This is a genomic window from Shewanella sp. DC2-4, assembly GCF_013248875.1.
Classification (GTDB): Bacteria; Pseudomonadota; Gammaproteobacteria; order Enterobacterales; family Shewanellaceae; genus Shewanella; species Shewanella oncorhynchi.
In genome coordinates this window covers 1,455,580-1,474,017 of record NZ_JABRVR010000002.1, presented here as the reverse complement: position 1 = coordinate 1,474,017, position 18,438 = coordinate 1,455,580, and the positions used below count along the sequence as shown (strand labels likewise).

The following is an 18,438-nucleotide window of genomic DNA, read 5'->3' as shown; positions in this document are numbered from 1 at the left end:
AGATATGTTATTAACACAATAATATAACGAGGATTCGCTATGATTAAAGCGGATTATCAACCTTGGTTTCCCGTGAACAGAAACCTAAAGCCACACCCGAACCTGAGTTGCAGATTAGACCATTTATCTTTAACCATTCTGTGGCAGGAACTTGATAACGATGCATTCACAATGGAATTATATTTCCCAACGATATCTGGAATACAAGTAATTGATGAGTCAAGTTATCAAACCTTCTTAGATAACATAAGTGATAACTTTAGCGATATTCTACATGATGATAAAAGCAATACGCCATTCCCTATTGATTCAGATTTAAATATCACGAATCAATCCAATGCCGATTATTTTTCTTTACCTTGGCCAATATGGAAGTCGGTAAAAAATGCACGCCGTCCTTATTATGGTGAATTAGGCGAACATATTTACCAAGACCTATACAGTTATTATATGGTGGGCGCCGATAGTGTCTACTTGATCGATACTGATGTAGAACCTACAGTCAATGTCTTATCTTGTTAACTATGAAGTTAATCGCTGTTAACCGAACAACTGCAGAATTAATCACAATGGGGTTAGTGAGCATATTGTTAATAATAACTACAATATGCTTTTTGCGTGAAATATCGCCAGCCAACACAACCGATTACATTTAAAGAGAGCAAGTTCAAAATAAGCAGATTGGCTAAATCCTCCGTTTTCATTACACTATCGACCTTCTCATCTTCACCCAAGAATGACCAAACCATGCCTGATTTTGCCTTACTCGCTGTGTTTATCCCGACTTTTTTCTTTGTTTCTATCACGCCGGGCATGTGCATGACACTCGCCATGACACTGGGTATGAGCATAGGTGTGCGCCGCACCCTGTGGATGATGCTGGGTGAACTGGTAGGCGTGGCGTTAGTGGCCACGGCCGCCGTGATGGGCGTTGCCAGTATCATGCTCAACTATCCCGAAGTATTTCAAATTTTTAAATGGATCGGCGGGATTTATTTAGGCTTTATCGGCGTACAGATGTGGCGCGCGCGCGGCAAGATGGCCATATTAAGTGATGATGACACTAACCCCAGAGCCAGCAATGTTACCTTGATCTCTCAAGGCTTTATTACCGCCATTGCCAATCCAAAAGGTTGGGCATTTATGGTGTCGCTACTACCCCCTTTTATCAATGCCGAGCGCGACGTCGCGCCGCAGCTCCTCGCCTTACTGAGCATTATCATGGTGACCGAATTTACCTCTATGCTCGCCTACGCCAGTGGTGGCAAAAGCCTGCGCATCTTCTTGAGCCGTGGTGATAATATTCGCTGGTTAAACCGCATTGCGGGCAGCCTAATGATAGGCGTAGGAGTTTGGTTAGCCATGAGCTAACGGTTTGAACTAACCGCTTAAATGTAACCTGTTCTACCTAAAATTAACCCAATAAAGTCCCGTTAACTCGGTCTTTATGAAGGCGCTTTTTTGTAGGGCAACACATCCTGCATCTGCGCCATATATTGCTGCATTTGCAGTGTTTCTTGCTCAACAAAGTCCGTAATCGCCGCCTTAAATCCCAAATGGGCGATGTTATGGTAGGAATACATTGCTACGGGTTCAAAGCCTCGCAGCACCTTATGTTCCCCCTGCGCGCCCGCATCAAACACTTGAAACTCATGTTCAATACAATATTGAATACCTTGATAATAACAGGCCTCAAAATGTAAACCGTCAAGCTCAACCGTCGTCCCCCAATAACGACCATATAAGCATTTCTGCCCTCGGGTATTCTCACCTTTTAAATACAAGGCGCCAGCGACCATCTCGCCCTTTGCATCTTCAACCACCAACAGTAGGACTTGCGCAGCGAGTTGTGCCCCCAACTGCTGAAAAAAGGTTGGCGTTAAATAGCCGCGATGACCGGAGCGTTTAAGGTAAGTTAATTGATAACATTGGATAAAAGTCTGCCATTGCGAAGCGGTGATCTGCTCCCCTTCGACAAACTGAAACTTAAGATTAAAAGGCTGTAACTGCGCCCGCTCCTTCAAGATATTTTTACGCTTACGGGAACTAAAGCCCGCCAGAAAATCATTAAAATCCCGATAACTGCGATTATGCCAATGGAACTGAGTGCCTAAGCGTTTTAACAGCGAATTTGGCAAACTTTCAAATAACGGCGTTTGTGTTAGGGTCACAAACAGGCTGTGCCATGAGGAAATCGGGGTAAAGCCCTGCTCTGGCTCATTAAGAATAGCTTCCTTAGGTACGAGATTATCCTGCGCTGATATTAGTCGGCGATTCAATGTCATCAGCAGTAATGCCGCCACGCGCAGTTGCTCGGCGCGCTCTACTGCGGGATGAATGCCCATCCGTTGACCTTGCACTGGGGTAAAAGGGATCGCATTCACCCATTTGGGATAGTAATCGAGCCCATGGCGCTCATAGGCTTCGGCCCACGCCCAATCGAACACATACTCACCGTAGGAGTGGGATTTTTGGTACAAGGGCATGACGGCAATAAGTGGGAACTGATTGAAGTGCTTAGCCGTTTGCACACTGATAAACCCTCCTTCAGCCAAAGGCAACAAGCTTTTATCCTTACTGGCGACATCATTTAATGTGTCACCCGCATCGAACACGCATAAATGTCGAGGCGTCCAACCGGTTGCAGTGCAGGCGGAGCGGCTTTGCTCAAGTGCCAACAGAAACTCATGGCGGCAAAATGGATTCGCCTCACCCATGGCGGCATTCCACGCACTGGCCGAAATATCCGACATTGAGCTCGCAAAAGCCAAAATAAGCTGTCTCATTGGGTAAATTATCGTCCTTTACTGGTGTGAACAAGTATACGAGGTTGCAATTAAGCCTAATTCTCGGCACATTGCATAGCCATAATTAAAATAAATTCAGGATTGAGTATGCGTCCAACAAGACCTTTTAGACCTCTTATTCTCGCCATTGCGATGGCGCTTCCCTTACTATCATCTCCCAGTCTGCTTGCCGATGAATCGCCAATTTTCAGCCAGATGGCCACCGCACAACCTGTGTGGGCTAAGCATGGCATGGTCGCAAGCCAAGAAACTCTCGCCAGTCGCACCGGCGTTGAGATCCTAAAGCAAGGCGGTAATGCGGTTGACGCCGCCGTGGCTGTCGCCTTCAGTTTGGCAGTCACCTTACCCCGTGCTGGCAATATCGGCGGCGGTGGTTTTATGCTGGTGCATATTGCCAAAGAAAACAAAACCATCGCTATCGATTATCGCGAAATGGCGCCGTCTAAAGCCAAGAAAAACATTTTCCTCGACGAAAATGGTGATGCAGTTGAAAAACTAAGCCGCGAACACGGTCTTGCCGTGGGTGTGCCAGGTACTGTGATGGGCATGAGCTTAGCCCTTGAAAAATATGGCACTATGACTCTCGCCCAAGTTACGGCACCCGCGATCAAAATGGCGCAGGAAGGCATTAGCATCACCCCAGATCTTGCCCAATCCCTTGCAGGCCTAAAACGCCGCATGGCCCAATGGCCAACCACGGCCGCTATCTTCTACAAAGCCGACGGCAGTGACTATCAAGTGGATGATATTCTTAAACAACCTGAACTTGCCCATTCGTTAAGTCTTATCGCAGAAAAAGGCACCAAAGGATTCTACGAAGGTGAAACCGCCACTAAGCTCATCAATGCGGTGAAAGAAGCTGGCGGCATTATGACCTTAGACGACCTTAAAAATTATAAAGTTGTGGAACGTGAACCCGTGCGCGGCGAATACCGCGGTTACGAGGTTGTGTCTATGCCACCGCCATCATCGGGCGGCGTGCACATCATCGAAATGCTCAACGTATTGCAGCAATTCCCAATAGACAAACTCGGCCACAATACCGCCCAGACGATTCATCTGATGGCAGAAACCATGAAGTACGCCTATAGCGATCGCAGCGAATACTTAGGCGATCCCGACTTTTATAAGGTGCCCGTCAGAGCCTTAACCAGTAAGGACTACGCCCAAAAAATCGCCAGCCAAATTGCGATGAATAAGGCAACACCGAGCGCTGAAATCAAGCCCGGCAAGCTCGCCCCCTATGAGAGCGACCAAACCACTCACTTCTCGGTAGTGGATAAATGGGGCAATGCGGTTTCAAACACTTACACCTTAAACTTCAGCTACGGTTCAGGTTTAGTGGCCAAGGGAACTGGCATTTTGCTCAATAACGAGATGGATGATTTCTCAGCCAAACCCGGCGTGCCCAACGGCTACGGTTTAGTGGGCGGTGATGCCAATTCGGTCGAGGGCAATAAACGCCCACTCAGCTCAATGAGCCCAACAATAGTAATGAAGGATGGCAAACCCTTCCTCGTCACTGGCAGTCCAGGTGGTTCGCGCATTATCACCACCACACTGCAGATCATCATGAATGTTATTGATCATGGATTGAATATCGCGGAAGCCAGTAATGCGGCGCGGGTTCATCATCAATGGCAACCCGATGAATTGCGAGTCGAGTCCAGCTTTAATCGCGATACCATTTCCCTGCTCGAAGCCAAAGGACACAAAGTGAAAGTACAATCCGCTATGGGCAGCACACAATCAATCATGGTGACCGAACAAGGAATTTTTGGTGCTTCTGATCCACGCCACTCGGGTAGCGAAGCTATCGGCTACTAGCATCCCCATGATGCCAATGTTAGTGAAAGAGATGAGTGTAAAGAGATGAGTGAGATAAAGAAGTGAATGAGATAAAAGGATTTATGACCTATTCGAACTAGGTCATAAACCCTGAGTAAAGCTTGTCCTTCCGCTCAGTGAATGCAAACTCTCGCTTAAAAAAGCCCTGCTATAAATCACTGTATAAGCAGGGCTTTTTATTATTTTGAATAGCTGATTTTCATACTGAATATAGCTGACCTTTAGACTGTAGTGGCATAGGCAATTTGTACCGGGTGACATGTTATTTCAATCGTTGGGATCCTAGTGGTTGGCTGGTATACACTCATATAGGCTTACCATGGCATTCACTCATCGACACGCAGCTAGTCCGTCCTTGGATGCTCGACCGCCCCGTCCATGGGGCGGACGGTCGTCTCGCTAATCACCATGACTCACCTTTTTGGCACTAGTGTAACCTGTAGATTTAAAAGACATACGCAACATACTTTTGGACATACATGAGTTAGATTCCTAACTCTAATTTGTGAGTTTCGAATTAAAATCTCTATGGGTAACGCCCCAATAGGCGGCGGATAATAGTTGGCTATAATTGTGAACGAAGCGAACGCACCAACTATTAGGTGTTCGCCTTAATTGGCTCTTGTTAACTCTCTTTTCCTCGTATGCCTTGGATAAAGAATACGTGCCCATACCTATCAGCTCTTTGTTTTGCCTGGTAAGTGTCGTTAATTGCAGCGCCAATACCTATTGGGTTAAGTATTAAAGGCGATGGCAAATTTCCCAAAAAACCTGTCAAAAATGTTTTTGTGATACTTGGTTTTACTTCAGAAGCTAAATCCCAAAGGTCTTTTTGGACTTGGGAAACCAAAGCTTTATCTACAGAAGTTGGATTGTCGATAACTGTCTCAAATACCATACTTCTAAAGGCTTCAATGTATTTATCACCTCTGAGTTCGATGATTTGATCCCAAGATAACGCATCGAAATTTGGTATTAACAGGTCATCCCCGAATAAGTCATGACATTCAATACTCTGGTGTTGATACTCATGTTCAAGTGCTCGTCCGACTATCGGTGCATAGCTTGGCACTAATCCAACCCCCTCATTTTGGAGTAGTTGATTTACACCTAAGTCCACAGTTACATCCATGTCAATTGGTATAAATGATGCTATAGGAATTTGCTTTTTTGCGGAAGCGGTTTTTTATACAGTTTGATGGGTAATCACTTGATATCGTTTTAGCTTTCTCATTTTTCGCACTTATTTTTTGCTGATGAATCGCTATCTAACGACTCTAAACTCCAAGGAATACACCTCCCCTCGGAGTTGCCGCAGGGCGAATAGACAAATTGCGTGAGTCTCGCCATGGATGGCGAGCTAGCTTTCGCAGGTGCAAGGACGCATCCTTCGGAAGCGATAGCAAATTTGGCAATGAGCACAAGGGGCTCTCAACTCCGTTGGGGGCGTCATGGAGCATCCAAGGAGGATAGGACGAGCAGTCCTCCTTGGTCGGGTGTGGGGTGAAGCCCCACGACTTTGATTGTGATTAAAGAATTCAAGCGAAGTTTGTAATGGTAGAGATCACTATTTCACCGCCGATAGCTCGATAAACGCTGCGGTATACATTTTTAGGTTCAGCATGAATTGCTTGTGGGTGATAAACTCTTTTTCGGTATGGCCTGTGTATTCCACGCCCAGCATCGCTGGGTCAAAACTTAAAGCAATGGGGAGTAATTTACTGTTCGTTGAGCCGCCAATTGCAATGGGTTTAGGGTCGACTAAGCCAAGAAAACGTGCCTGAGATGCAATAATATCCTCGCCCAGTTTGCCATCATTTTTTGCTTAAAAGCCTAAAACAAAACATTTGTTACAAACTAAACACAAAATCGATGGAACCCCTAGTCCGATACATGTTAAACAGTCACATTAAGCTTAATTTAATGGTTTTAGCCGCACGTAGACTTCAAATTTTTCCTGAAATCCAAGGCCATCATCATGCAAACATCCATAACAATATCGACCTAACGGGGAACAAATAATGAAGGGACTAACCCTCAAATCGCAAGCCCTCACGCCACACAGAGCTAAGCTCACGCTAAGTGCCATCACTTTAGCCTTAACTTTGGGCGCCTGTAGCACACAACAACCCGATGCCAGTGTTCAAGCAAGTGCGGCGCCAAATGCAGTGTCAGCACAAATTATCAGCCAGAATGCGACTAATCCATTCTTTAAACCCTATGATACTTTTATGGAAATTCCGGCCTTCGATAAAATCAAGCCTGAGCATTTCCTCCCCGCATTTAAAGCGGGAATCGCCCAACAACACGAACAAATTCAAGCAATTGTTGATAATAAAGCCAAACCCACCTTCGCCAATACGATTGAAGCCATGGAGTTTTCTGGCGATCTAGTGACGCGCGTTTCTAACGTCTTCTTTAACCTGACGGGCGCGGATACGAATGAAGCATTGCAAGCACTCTCGAAAGAAGTGTCGCCTATGTTATCGTCCGCCGAAGACGATATTTTGCTTAATGACAAACTGTTTCAAAAAGTTAAAGCCGTCCACGACGCAAAAGACAACCTGAAGCTCAACACAGCCCAAGCCAAATTACTGGAAGATACCTATAAATCTTTCACCCGTGGCGGCGCTAACTTAAGCGAGCCAGATAAAACCAAACTGCGCGCGCTGAACGAAGAAATCGGCAAACTCAATTTAACCTTTGGTGACAATCTATTAGCCGAAACCAATGCCTTCGAATTAGTGGTTGATAGTAAAGCCGATCTCGCGGGTTTACCCGCAGATGTGATTGCCACAGCCTTTGAAACCGCCAAAAAACGTGGCCACGAAGGCAAGTGGGTATTTACCACGTCTCGCCCTTCTATTACGCCTTTTTTGACCTATGCCGATAATCGCCAGTTACGTGAAAAACTCTACAAAGGCTATATCGAGCGCGGTAACAACAATAACGCCAACGATAACAAGATTATACTCGCTAAGATTGCTGCCCTGCGTGCTGAACGTGCTCAACTGATGGGCTATAAAACCCATGCGGATTTCGTGTTAGAAGAACGCACAGCTAAAACACCAGAAAACGTCTACGGTTTACTCAATAAAGTATGGCCAGCGGCATTGGCCCAAGCAAAAACCGAAGTGGCTGATATGCAAGCCATGATTGACGCTCAAGGTGGCAATTTTAAGCTGCAAGCGTGGGACTGGGATTACTACGCCGACAAAATTCGTGTCGCTAAGTACAGCTTTAACGAGCAACAAACCCGCCCGTATTTCTCCCTCGACAGTACATTAAAAGGCGTGTTCTACACGGCTAACCGTTTGTACGGTTTGACCTTTAAAGAACGTACCGACTTACCCAAATACAATGCCGAAGTCCGTACTTGGGAAGTTTACGATAAAGACGGCAAACTGATGGCCATCTTTATGGGTGACTATTTCACCCGTGACAGCAAACGTGGCGGCGCTTGGATGAACTCCTTCCGCAAGCAATACAATATGAATGGCGTTGATTCTAAACCTATTATTATCAACGTATTAAACTACCCTCGCCCAGCGGGTAATGAGCCAGCGCTGCTGACCTTCGATGAAGCCAGCACACTATTCCACGAATTTGGCCACGCACTACACGGCATGTTATCGAACGTCGAATATCGCTCACAGGGCGGCACCGCCGTACCTCGCGATTACGTTGAGTTCCCATCGCAAGTGAATGAAAACTGGATGACTCAGCCAGAAGTGTTAGCCCAATTTGCCAAGCACTACAAAACTGGCAAAGTGATCCCGCAGGAGCTAGTGCAGAAAATCCAAGCGGCCAGCAAGTTCAACCAAGGTTTTTCTACCGTTGAATACATGGCGGCCACTAAACTCGATTTAGATTGGCACACACTAACCGATACAACGCCAAAGGATGCGGCCAAGTTTGAGGCGGACTCGTTAGCGGCAATGGGACTGATTGAGGAAATTAGCCCACGCTATCGCAGCACTTACTTCTCGCATATTTTCGCAGGTGGTTATTCAGCAGGCTACTACAGCTACCTCTGGTCGGATATTTTAGGTGCGGATGCTTTCGAAGCCTTTAAAGAAAACGGCATTTTCGACAAGGCCACTGCGGATTCCTTCCGTAACAATATCCTTTCGAAAGGCGGCAGCGATGATCCTATGCTGATGTATAAAAACTTCCGCGGTAAAGAAGCCGGTATAGAGCCGCTACTACGTAGCCGCGGATTACTGGCCGAGTAACATAACATCATCCCTCTAAATTGAAGTTTGAAATATCACCAACAGGGAGCTAACACTCCCTGTTTTTATTTTACTGATACCAAATAGGGAAATGGCGAGAAAGGTCAAGATGACAGAGTGCAGCTTGGCAGGTAACATCTTGGGAAAAAGATGTTACGGAACTTACGCCTAAACTTTTTAAACGCGGATTCGTAAAGGTGGTACGTTTCCGCTTCACATGTTAACCCACTATGATTCACCGCTTAGGCGGCATTAAATTTTCAATAGAGTTATATGATGAATATTGAGATGGTAGAAAAAGCAGATCATCTTAGTCTGCTCAATATTTGGGAAGCATCAGTGAGAGCAACCCATGACTTTTTAGCAGAAGAAGATCTACAGGAATTAAAGCCGTTGATCCTCGAACAATATTTTGACGCCGTTCACTTAAAGTGCGCTAAAAATGACAATGGAGAAATCCTCGGATTCTGCGGGGTACATGATGGCAATATTGAAATGCTGTTCATCTCACCTGACGCGCGCGGAAAAGGGATTGGTTCCATGCTAGCGACACATGCCATTAAAGAACTGGGAGCCACAAAGGTTGATGTTAATGAGCAGAATCAGCAAGCATTAGGTTTTTACCAGCATATTGGTTTTTCAGTAACGGGTCGCTCACCCGTTGATGGACAGGGTAAACCTTATCCGCTGTTGCATCTGGCGTTATATTCCATTGAGGGATTGTAGATGTATCCTGATTCAATCGATGAGAATAGGATTGGAGAGTATCCGGCGGAAACAAAATCAGGCGGCGGTTATTTCTATGATCAAGTACTAGAATATCGTGTTTGGTGCCGCCCTTGGCAAGGTGCTCCAGATGAATTTGATGGTGAAATCTACTATTACGCATTTCATACTTATAATGAGGCTCTTGAATTTTCGAATGAAACTGACGGGTCTGAAGCGCCTTTAGTACTTGTTAAACAGCTTGAATGGATTGATGAACCAGAAGCAGGAAAATTCATTCATAAAACAGGTGAACGCCTAACTGAATGGAGGGTTGAGTGGCTATTAGAGAGTCAACGTAAGGAGGACACTATTACTAACTTTATAAGTGACAATCAAACATAACAATTTAATCAATAAAAAATAGTTTAAGACTGTCTTTCGACAACATTCCAACAAACTATTTTGGAACTGTGATTAGGAGCGTTACCTGCAGATTTCCTTATCCTCTAAACCTCCTGTCTTGAAACAAAAAATGGTTAATAAATCCGCCCTGACATCAATAAAAAAGGCTTGTTAGGTTTCCCTAACAAGCCTTTAGCTTTTTACAATTAATCAATTAATCAATTAATCGACTAAACCGCGGCGCTTTAACAGTGCCTCTGTTGTCGGTTTTTTACCAGTAAAGTGAATATAATCTTGCATGAGATCTTCACTGTTACCTTTAGATAAGACTTCCTTACGGAATTTGTCACCATTATCGGCTTTTAAGCCACCTTGCTCACCCATATAGGCAAAGGCATCGGCGGCAAACACTTCGGTCCACAAATACGCGTAATAACCTGCGGAATAACCACCGGAGAAGGCATGGCTAAAGTAGCTCGATTTATAACGGGGTGGAATTGGCGCAAAATCAAGACCATGTTTAGCTAGCACTTGGTGCTCAAACTTCTCTACATCGCTAATTTGAGTATCGGCGCTGATAGAGTGCCATTCCATATCTAACAAGGCCGCTGACAGGTACTCAACGGTATCAAAACCTTGGCCAAACTTATTTGCCGCTAAGATTTTATCGAGCAGCGCCTTAGGAATTGGCTCACCCGTTTTATAGTGTTTGGCATAGTTAGCAATCACAGCAGGATCGATATTCCAATCTTCGTTAACCTGTGATGGGAACTCAACAAAGTCACGTGCGGTTGATGTGCCAGCCACGCTTGGGTATTTCACCTGCGAGAATAAACCGTGTATCGCATGGCCAAATTCATGGAACAGAGTGGTCACTTCATCGAAGGTCATTAGCGTTGGGCCATCGGCTGGCTTAGGAATATTAAGCGCGTTATAGACAACGGGCTTAGTGCCGAGCAGACCGCTTTGGGTGACGAACTCATCCATCCACGCGCCGCCGCCTTTGCCTTCACGGGCATAGGGGTCTAGATAGAATAAGCCAATAGAACTGTTATCTTTATCAAAGACTTCAAAGGCTAAAACATCGGAATGCCACACGGGTAAATCAGTACGCGGTTTTAAGCTGATGCCATACAATTTATGCATAGCGAAAAACAGCCCGTCTTTCAGCACAGTATTAAACTCGAAATAAGGCTTGATACTGCTTTCATCGAGGGAGTATTTCTCTTTACGCACTTTGTCGGCGTAGTAAGCCCAATCCCAAGGTTGCAGTTCAAAATCACCGCCCGCCTTTTTGATTTCAGCTTGAATATCAGCCGCCTCCACTTTGGCGCGAGCTAAAGCTTTTGGCGCTAAATCATCGAGGATTTCATACACAGCAGCAGGGGTTTTCGCCATTTGATCGGCAACCGCATAGGATGCCCAAGTATCGAACCCCAGTAAATTGGCTTTTTTAGCCCGTATTTGCGCCATTTTGACAATCAATGGACCATTGATTGCGACGGCTCTGTGCGCCGAGGTTTCCCATACTTTTTGGCGCAGTTCACGGTTGCTCAGGCTAGAAAGTACAGGTTGACGTGTCGTGTTGACTAACGTAATCAAATAGCCTTCTTTACCAGCAGCTTTAGCAGCCGCAGCTAAAGTAGCAATTTCGCTGTCGGATAAACCGGCTAACAGGGCTTTATCAGTCACAACAATCACATCATCTTTAAATGATTTTAAGCTGTTTTGTGAAAAGTCCGTCGCTAAGGTTGCAAGCTCAGCGTTAAAGTCGCGCATCTTAGCTTTATCATCAGCCGACAATTTCGCGCCAGCGCGGACAAACTGCTCATAGTAGTATTCAACTAAATGCTGATCTTCCGCATTTAGGCTGCTCTTTTGCTGGTATACGGCTTCAACGCGGGCAAATAAAGTCGGATCGAGATAAATATTATCGCGATGTGCAGAAAGCTTAGGTGCCAGATCCGCTTCAGTTTTCTGGAAATCATCATCAGAAATCAGACCTGCGAGATTAAAGAAGGTACGCGATACGCGCGTTAACAATTCACCCGAGGTTTCCATGGCGAGAATGGTATTGTCAAAACTAGCCGCCTGTTTGTTATTCACAATCGCAGCGATTTCTGCATCGTGAGCTTTAATGCCCTGCTCGAAGGCGGGAGCATAATCTGCGGACTGAATAAGATTAAATTGCGGCGCTTGATCTTGCAGTGGACTCTTGCTCAGCAGCACATTAGTTGCTTGCGCTTTAGCAGCGGATTGAGTCGCAACGGCATTTTTGGCTTCATTGGTGCTTACATCAGGCTTGTCTGAACAAGCGCCAAGTAACAATGCCGCAGCTACGGCTGTGGTAATAACGGACTTACGCATATTAACTCCCTTGGATGTTGCTGCCCTTTCGATTGTATTTTTAAGGTGAAAGGTGCGCGCAAACGGATTTTGGCTTTCGGTTTACAACAGTCTGTTTTAACGAACTTGTGTAGCTTCGTACGTCAATTTCGATGAACTACCTTAACAAGTTACGCGCATTTCAGCCAAGTTTTACCCGCCCAGAGCACAGCTAATTTGTATCACTTTATGTGTATTGCCCGTCTAAATAAGCCTATGCCAACGCTACGCTAAACCTAACTCACCTCAATCAAGCCAAGAGACATGTGAGCATAGGTGATTAACATTGGCTAAAATTTTATGTAAAAGAATTATTTAAAACAATTCTACTGAAATTTTACGTCAAATATCCCCGACATAGACAAGGGGCTGAGCAAATAAAATGCCATTCCAATAACAAATATTAATTCTTCTTAATAAACTGTTTACTGCAATCATTTAAACATTAATGCAACAAATAAACAGGCTAAACGGCTCACTATTTAGGCAGGCAAACCTTGAGTCACAATTTGAAACAGCTTTTATCCGATTAATGTCACATTCAGATCATCAAATGTCTTTATAATTCCCGCTCGTTAACTTAGCGGAAAATTAACCTAACAGTTAAATTACGCTGAATTAACGGGATGATGGGCATGTTCTTTTACGGAACATGCATTGGGGTCAAATAAATATAAATAGAGATAACTATGTTAAATAAGAAAATACTCGCAGTGATGATCACTGCCGCCCTTGGTGTAAGCGCCTGTAATTCTGATGACGACAAAGTCGTTCAAGCCGATTTACGGGTACTCGAAACCACAGATCTGCACACAAATATCATGGATTTCAACTACTACAGTGGCAAAAATGACCCAACTATCGGTCTAGCCCGTACTGCAAGCTTAATCCACGCTGCACGCAACGAAGCCAAAAACAGCGTACTCGTCGACAACGGCGATCTACTACAAGGCAGCCCAATGGGCGATTACATGGCTAAAGTTGGCCTGCAAATGGGTGATATTCATCCAGCCTATAAAGCCATGAACCTATTAGATTATGAAGTCGGTAATATCGGTAACCATGAATTTAACTATGGTTTAGATTTCTTAAATAAATCCATTAGTGGTGCAGATTTCCCTTATATCAACTCAAACGTTTATTGCGCCGACGATAATGGTTGCTGGAATGAGGTTAAAAAAGGTGAGCATTTATTCACCCCTTATATCATCAAACAAAAAAACATCATCGACAGCGAAGGTAATAATCAAACCATTAACATTGGTTATATTGGTTTTGTGCCACCGCAAATTCTATTGTGGGATAAACAAAATCTGACGGGTAAAGTGACGGTCGAAGATATTATTGAAACCGCGAAAAAATATGTCCCCGAAATGAAAGCCAAAGGGGCCGATATCATTATCGCCATTCCTCACTCTGGCATTGGTTCAACGGAAAATCCTGGCGATCCTATGGCTGAAAATGCCACTTACGCTTTGACTTATGTTGATGGTATCAATGCGATTCTATTCGGCCACAGCCACTCTATCTTCCCTGATGCTAAGTATGCCGACTTACCCAATACCGACGTCACTAAAGGCCTACTGAACGGCGTCCCCGCTGTGATGCCAGGTCGTTGGGGTGATAACCTAGGGGTTGTTGACTTTAAACTTGAACGTAGAGATGGTAAATGGCATGTCCTTAGTGCGAAAACGCAAGCTCGCCCCATATATAATGGTGCAACTAAGGAAGAGTTAGTTAGCCAAGATCCCGCAATTAAAGATGCAGTCGCAGCCGAGCACCAAGGCACCCTCGCCTTTGTGGATGAACCTATCGGCGTTGCCGCAGCCGACATGTACAGCTTCCTTACCTTAGTGCAGGATGACCCTACGGTACAAATCGTTTCCGATGCGCAAATCGCTAACGTGAAAGCGAAATTACCTGCAGCATTAAAAGGTCTGCCAGTGCTATCAGCCTCCGCCCCCTTTAAAGCGGGCGGCCGCCACGGTACAACCAGTGATGCCGATCAATTTGTGCAAGTTGATAAAGGCCCACTGACCTTTAAAAACGCCGCCGATCTGTACCTATATCCCAATACTATGGTGGCAGTCAAAGCGACGGGCGCCGAATTGAAAGATTGGCTCGAGTGCTCAGCAAACCAGTTCAATCAAATTGACCCTGCAAAAACCACCCCACAAGGTTTAATCAACTGGGATGGTCATCCAACCTATAACTTCGACGTACTCGATGGCTTAACCTATAAAATTGATGTGACCCAACCAAGCAAGTTTGACCGCGATTGCGCAGTCGTTAATGCCAACGCAAACCGTATCGTTGATTTAAGCTATAAAGACGAAAACGGCAAAGTCATCACAGGTGAAGAATTTGCCGCGAAAGAGTTTATCGTTACCTCAAATAACTACCGCGCCTTCGGGGGTAAGTTTGCTGGTACGGGTAGCGACCATGTGGTACTTGAACTGCCCGATACTAACCGTGAAGCGCTAGCTGCTTATATCACAGCGCAATCTAAGTACAACGAAACCACGGGTAAGTACGAAGCTATGGTCAATCCAAGTGCCGATTACAACTGGGATTTCAAAACCATCACTACCAACGTCACATTAGACATTCGCTTCGAAACCCAAGACAGTGACAAAGCCGCTGCCTTTATCGAAGCCAATAAACAGCGTGAAATGAAGAAGATCGGTAAGGATGAACTGGGTTTCGCCGTTTATAGCATCAACCTAACCAAATAAGCGTTCAATTCCAAAATATCATGCTCAAAAGGCTCCTCGTGAGCCTTTTTTATTCCCTGCAGATCAAATTAACGCTAATCTGCGCGCTATAAACAGTGTGTCGCCATTTAGTTCATCATGCTCCACACTAAAGGTTAAACCTGCTTTGTGTCGCTAAATATCTGCCTTATTATTTAGCGGCGTCCTCGCAACAACAGAGAAAGCTTATGAAATATCAATCAATCTTATGTGCCACTGCGTTAATGCTGGGCGCAGTGCAACCTGCAACGGCCGATGTTCATCTCAATCTGACTAAAAATGCTGAAGTGCTAACGGTCAATGGCAAGCCAGCCGTAAAGAGTGGCGATCTCATTTTAGCCGATGGGACCAATCAGATTGCCTTCCGTTATGCCGCGCAATATCGACAACAAGCTGACTCAGTGCATTATCTCTCCGACGTGCTCATCGTCCGTTTTGATGCATCAGCACAAACACTCACGCTGACACTTCCCGCCATCAACTCAGCCAGAGATGCAAAGAAATTTGATGAGTCACCTAAGCTGACACTATTAAATGCTCAAGATGAAGCAGTGGGTTTTACCAGTGATAAATTGATTAAGAATGGCATTCAACTGGGACGGGATTTCGAACACGAGATACTGCAGTACAACCTTAGCAATCATCCGGCTTCATTAAATCTCACTATGAATACCGCAACAACGCAAGCAAGCGACGCCATTGCACCAGTATTGGCAAGCCAGCCGCAAATACACCAAACATCAGCAGCCACATCCACGAGCTTGATCGCGCCAGCAGTTATGTCGTCAGCAGTCGCAGCGAACAATGATAAGGCTCAGCAAATCACTCCAGCGACGACACCTAGCCAAGCTGAAATCAGTCAAATGCTGGATTACTGGTACAAACAAGCTAACGACAATACCAAAGCCAGCTTCAAAGCCAAAATAAATAAAGAGTGATCCATACCGCTTCGGCTATCTACTTCAGACCGCCAGCTAAGTGTCTCACATGGACTGGCGACTCTATTAAAGCTTAGTAAAACTAATATTTCAGAAATATTAAAACTCAGTAAGTCCATTTTCACTTCACAGCTTAATGTCATTTAACACAGCAAAGCTGCTAAGCAACAAATGGTGCGAGTGCCTGTAAAGGTGTTATTTATATATTTGGTAGAACAAATTATAAATATAAAAGACATATCATTTTACAGTCTTCGTAGACTATTATTTATCAACTCGCTTTATAAAATACAGTTAAGCATTTGTAGATAAAAGACTTATCACTTAATTAACTACAAAGAATTCGAACTGAGTAAAATCGAATAGTCTCAGTTCCTCCAGCCAACATAATTAACTATCCGCAAAGCGTTATCTCATAATTAAATATTTTTAAAAATCAAAACCTTGAGCAAGGATAAATACTATTTAGCCTACACATTTAACCGTATGCATTATGATTTACGCTATATATTTTGGCTAGATCCAGAAACAAATGTAACAAAAAATGTCATAAAGGCATTATTTAGCAAGAGTCATTATCAGCTTCAAAGCCTCACTAAGCATGAAAAGATCAATGCTCTAATCCTATTCCATAAAAAACATTCAACCTTTAGACTTATTCAACCTTCAACCTGCTCATTCTTTATACTGATTTAAACTCTCCCCATCAAATGTTAGAAATAAGTTGCCTAAATGATAGGGCGAAAAATTACTAATCAAGTAAAAGGAATAACATGATGGAACTTAAATTAAAAAAAGCTGAGTTAGTGAATCTGTCCCATGATAAAAAAGTCTTACCTAGCGAATTAACACCACAAGTTGCTGGTGGTGTGATAACTCGTGCTTGCGGAGAGTTGACTGCCAATGCATACACCTGCCCTTCTGATCGTACAGGTAGCACTCATCGCTGCTGTCAAATCCCTTAATACGGGGTTCAAGTAACCAAATAGGTTGTGACGTCACAATATAACACAGCATATTTTATCAGTAGATGTGTAAAGGGCATATCCACTATGCCCTTTTGACTTTCTAAATGAGCCAATATGTAGAAGCTGTACTTCATGGAAATAAAGGAAGGTGGTTCAGTGCAATTTAATCAACCCCATCAGTCTAGCCTTGCTAGACAGGCATTGAACGACATAGCTGTGCTATTAGTGAAAGATGCCAAACAATCATTAGAGCAGCAAGGGGTTGGTTTGTTAACTGGCTTAGCTGGGCAACAATTATTTTTCTGGCAATTACATAAACAGTTTCCAGAACTAGCATGCCAACATGAATTTTCAGCACGAATGACATTAATAGAAGAGCAAATACCATTCCTACATTCACAGTTCGCGTTTGGCTATGGACTGACTGGTGTCGCTTGGCTATATGAATTTTTTTTGCATGAAGGGAATTACCAAGCGGAGTTTAATCACAATACTGATGTGCTCTTACTACAACATTTACAACAGAACGACTGGACTGGAGAATTGGAATTTATTCGCGGACTAAGTGGTTTTGCAGTCTATATAGCGCGGCGTCAAACCGCGGAATTAGGCTTACCTTTGGCCCAAGCGTTATTGACACTACTGGAACAGCAATGGCATCAATTTGCCGATGGTACTGGTGCTTGGGAAGTGGCAACAAACTCTTTCTTTAGATTTAATCAGGCAACAGATAACCCTGAATATAATTTAGGATTAGCTCACGGAGTCCCTTCAATCATTGCCTCTCTATTACCATTATTAGCGCATCAGCAACTACACAGCCAAATTCAGACGTTGTTGCAAGCCAGTTGTCAGTGGTTAATTCAGCAGCAACAAACATCAGAGAAATTTGGTAGTTGCTTTGCGTACATCACGGAACAACCGTGCCAGTCACGACTCGGTTGGTGTTATGGCGATGCCACCATCGCCTTAACATTGCTGCGAGTGGGCAATGCAATAAACCGTGATGACTTTACCGCCGCTGGTAAGAACATTGCCTTAAAAGCCGCTCAGCGTAGACTAAAAAGCAGCCAAGTACAGGATGCAGGTATCTGTCATGGTAGTGCAGGTTTGGCTTTAATCTTTCAAGTCATAACACGCTATTACACCGAATCCACTCTTTCACAGGCTGCACAATATTGGTTTGAACATACATTAGCACTATATCAAACATCAGGACTCGACGGTTTTAATGCCGTGCGCGAACAAGATAATTCAAACTGCCGCCTACCAGACCATGGCTTACTTGGAGGCTATGCCGGTATAGGTTTAGTGCTATTGATGGCCTTCAACGTAGAAACTAATTGGCTAGATGCGCTTTTATTAACCAATAATTGATTTCGATATATTGGCTA

Annotated in this window: 13 protein-coding genes and 1 pseudogene; 10 read left to right on the top strand and 4 right to left on the bottom strand. The window is 44.4% G+C overall.

Annotated elements, in window-relative coordinates:
* Positions 1 to 39 precede the first annotated feature (39 nt).
* Complete coding sequence (locus HQQ92_RS07150) at positions 40 to 522, top strand: hypothetical protein (RefSeq protein WP_173244206.1); 483 nt, start codon at positions 40 to 42, stop codon at positions 520 to 522.
* A gap of 225 nt (positions 523 to 747) precedes the next feature.
* Positions 748 to 1,371 carry a LysE family translocator gene (locus HQQ92_RS07145; protein WP_106650850.1) on the top strand — a complete coding sequence of 208 codons (624 nt, stop codon included), beginning with the start codon at positions 748 to 750 and terminating at the stop codon, positions 1,369 to 1,371.
* 74 nt (positions 1,372 to 1,445) lie between these two features.
* Here HQQ92_RS07145 and HQQ92_RS07140 read toward each other — a convergent pair whose 3' ends face one another.
* A complete protein-coding gene (locus HQQ92_RS07140) occupies positions 1,446 to 2,786 on the bottom strand; it encodes a GNAT family N-acetyltransferase (RefSeq protein ID WP_173244203.1) in 1,341 nt (446 codons plus the stop codon).
* Between the two features lie 108 nt (positions 2,787 to 2,894).
* On the opposite strand from HQQ92_RS07140, the gene ggt reads away from it, so the two are divergent.
* Positions 2,895 to 4,634, top strand: coding sequence for a gamma-glutamyltransferase (ggt, locus tag HQQ92_RS07135; protein ID WP_173244200.1), 1,740 nt, complete (start codon positions 2,895 to 2,897; stop codon positions 4,632 to 4,634).
* 646 nt (positions 4,635 to 5,280) lie between these two features.
* Here ggt and HQQ92_RS07130 read toward each other — a convergent pair.
* Both HQQ92_RS07130 and HQQ92_RS23695 read right to left on the bottom strand, forming a co-directional pair.
* Entirely contained in the window at positions 5,281 to 5,775 is a 495-nt protein-coding gene (locus tag HQQ92_RS07130) for a hypothetical protein (protein WP_173244197.1), read from the bottom strand.
* A gap of 447 nt (positions 5,776 to 6,222) precedes the next feature.
* A pseudogene (locus HQQ92_RS23695) lies at positions 6,223 to 6,435 on the bottom strand (hypothetical protein); the annotation flags it as partial.
* 241 nt (positions 6,436 to 6,676) lie between these two features.
* Here HQQ92_RS23695 and HQQ92_RS07125 point away from each other — a divergent pair.
* From HQQ92_RS07125 to HQQ92_RS07115, 3 genes are all read left to right on the top strand, one after another.
* Positions 6,677 to 8,890 carry a M3 family metallopeptidase gene (locus tag HQQ92_RS07125; protein WP_173244195.1) on the top strand — a complete coding sequence of 738 codons (2,214 nt, stop codon included), beginning with the start codon at positions 6,677 to 6,679 and terminating at the stop codon, positions 8,888 to 8,890.
* 276 nt (positions 8,891 to 9,166) lie between these two features.
* The gene (locus HQQ92_RS07120) at positions 9,167 to 9,616 is read left to right on the top strand and encodes an acetyltransferase (protein ID WP_173248611.1); all 450 of its coding nucleotides are present in this window, start codon (positions 9,167 to 9,169) and stop codon (positions 9,614 to 9,616) included.
* Positions 9,617 to 10,000, top strand: coding sequence for a GCN5 family acetyltransferase (locus tag HQQ92_RS07115; RefSeq protein WP_173244192.1), 384 nt, complete (start codon positions 9,617 to 9,619; stop codon positions 9,998 to 10,000).
* 222 nt (positions 10,001 to 10,222) lie between these two features.
* Here HQQ92_RS07115 and HQQ92_RS07110 read toward each other — a convergent pair whose 3' ends face one another.
* Positions 10,223 to 12,367: a M3 family metallopeptidase gene (locus HQQ92_RS07110; protein ID WP_173244189.1), complete on the bottom strand. Its 2,145-nt coding sequence runs from the start codon at positions 12,365 to 12,367 to the stop codon at positions 10,223 to 10,225.
* A gap of 707 nt (positions 12,368 to 13,074) precedes the next feature.
* On the opposite strand from HQQ92_RS07110, the gene HQQ92_RS07105 reads away from it, so the two are divergent.
* The 4 genes from HQQ92_RS07105 to HQQ92_RS07090 all read left to right on the top strand — a co-directional run bounded on the left by HQQ92_RS07105 (position 13,075) and on the right by HQQ92_RS07090 (position 18,421).
* Complete coding sequence (locus HQQ92_RS07105) at positions 13,075 to 15,120, top strand: bifunctional 2',3'-cyclic-nucleotide 2'-phosphodiesterase/3'-nucleotidase (RefSeq protein WP_028759576.1); 2,046 nt, start codon at positions 13,075 to 13,077, stop codon at positions 15,118 to 15,120.
* A 206-nt stretch (positions 15,121 to 15,326) separates the two neighbouring features.
* Entirely contained in the window at positions 15,327 to 16,076 is a 750-nt protein-coding gene (locus tag HQQ92_RS07100; RefSeq protein ID WP_028759575.1) for a DUF2057 domain-containing protein, read from the top strand.
* Positions 16,077 to 16,849: 773 nt separating this feature from the next.
* Positions 16,850 to 17,041 (top strand): hypothetical protein, encoded by a 192-nt coding sequence (locus HQQ92_RS07095; protein ID WP_147250506.1) that lies wholly within the window; start codon positions 16,850 to 16,852, stop codon positions 17,039 to 17,041.
* Between the two features lie 135 nt (positions 17,042 to 17,176).
* Positions 17,177 to 18,421 (top strand): lanthionine synthetase LanC family protein, encoded by a 1,245-nt coding sequence (locus tag HQQ92_RS07090; RefSeq protein ID WP_028759573.1) that lies wholly within the window; start codon positions 17,177 to 17,179, stop codon positions 18,419 to 18,421.
* Positions 18,422 to 18,438: the final 17 nt, after the last annotated feature.

Coding starts and splice junctions, on each gene's coding strand:
- HQQ92_RS07150 (WP_173244206.1), top strand. CDS start 40: ATGATTAAAGCGGATTATCAACCTTGGTTTCCCGTGAACAGAAACCTA.
- HQQ92_RS07145 (WP_106650850.1), top strand. CDS start 748: ATGCCTGATTTTGCCTTACTCGCTGTGTTTATCCCGACTTTTTTCTTT.
- HQQ92_RS07140 (WP_173244203.1), bottom strand. CDS start 2,786: ATGAGACAGCTTATTTTGGCTTTTGCGAGCTCAATGTCGGATATTTCG.
- ggt (WP_173244200.1), top strand. CDS start 2,895: ATGCGTCCAACAAGACCTTTTAGACCTCTTATTCTCGCCATTGCGATG.
- HQQ92_RS07125 (WP_173244195.1), top strand. CDS start 6,677: ATGAAGGGACTAACCCTCAAATCGCAAGCCCTCACGCCACACAGAGCT.
- HQQ92_RS07120 (WP_173248611.1), top strand. CDS start 9,167: ATGAATATTGAGATGGTAGAAAAAGCAGATCATCTTAGTCTGCTCAAT.
- HQQ92_RS07115 (WP_173244192.1), top strand. CDS start 9,617: ATGTATCCTGATTCAATCGATGAGAATAGGATTGGAGAGTATCCGGCG.
- HQQ92_RS07110 (WP_173244189.1), bottom strand. CDS start 12,367: ATGCGTAAGTCCGTTATTACCACAGCCGTAGCTGCGGCATTGTTACTT.
- HQQ92_RS07105 (WP_028759576.1), top strand. CDS start 13,075: ATGTTAAATAAGAAAATACTCGCAGTGATGATCACTGCCGCCCTTGGT.
- HQQ92_RS07100 (WP_028759575.1), top strand. CDS start 15,327: ATGAAATATCAATCAATCTTATGTGCCACTGCGTTAATGCTGGGCGCA.
- HQQ92_RS07095 (WP_147250506.1), top strand. CDS start 16,850: ATGATGGAACTTAAATTAAAAAAAGCTGAGTTAGTGAATCTGTCCCAT.
- HQQ92_RS07090 (WP_028759573.1), top strand. CDS start 17,177: ATGGAAATAAAGGAAGGTGGTTCAGTGCAATTTAATCAACCCCATCAG.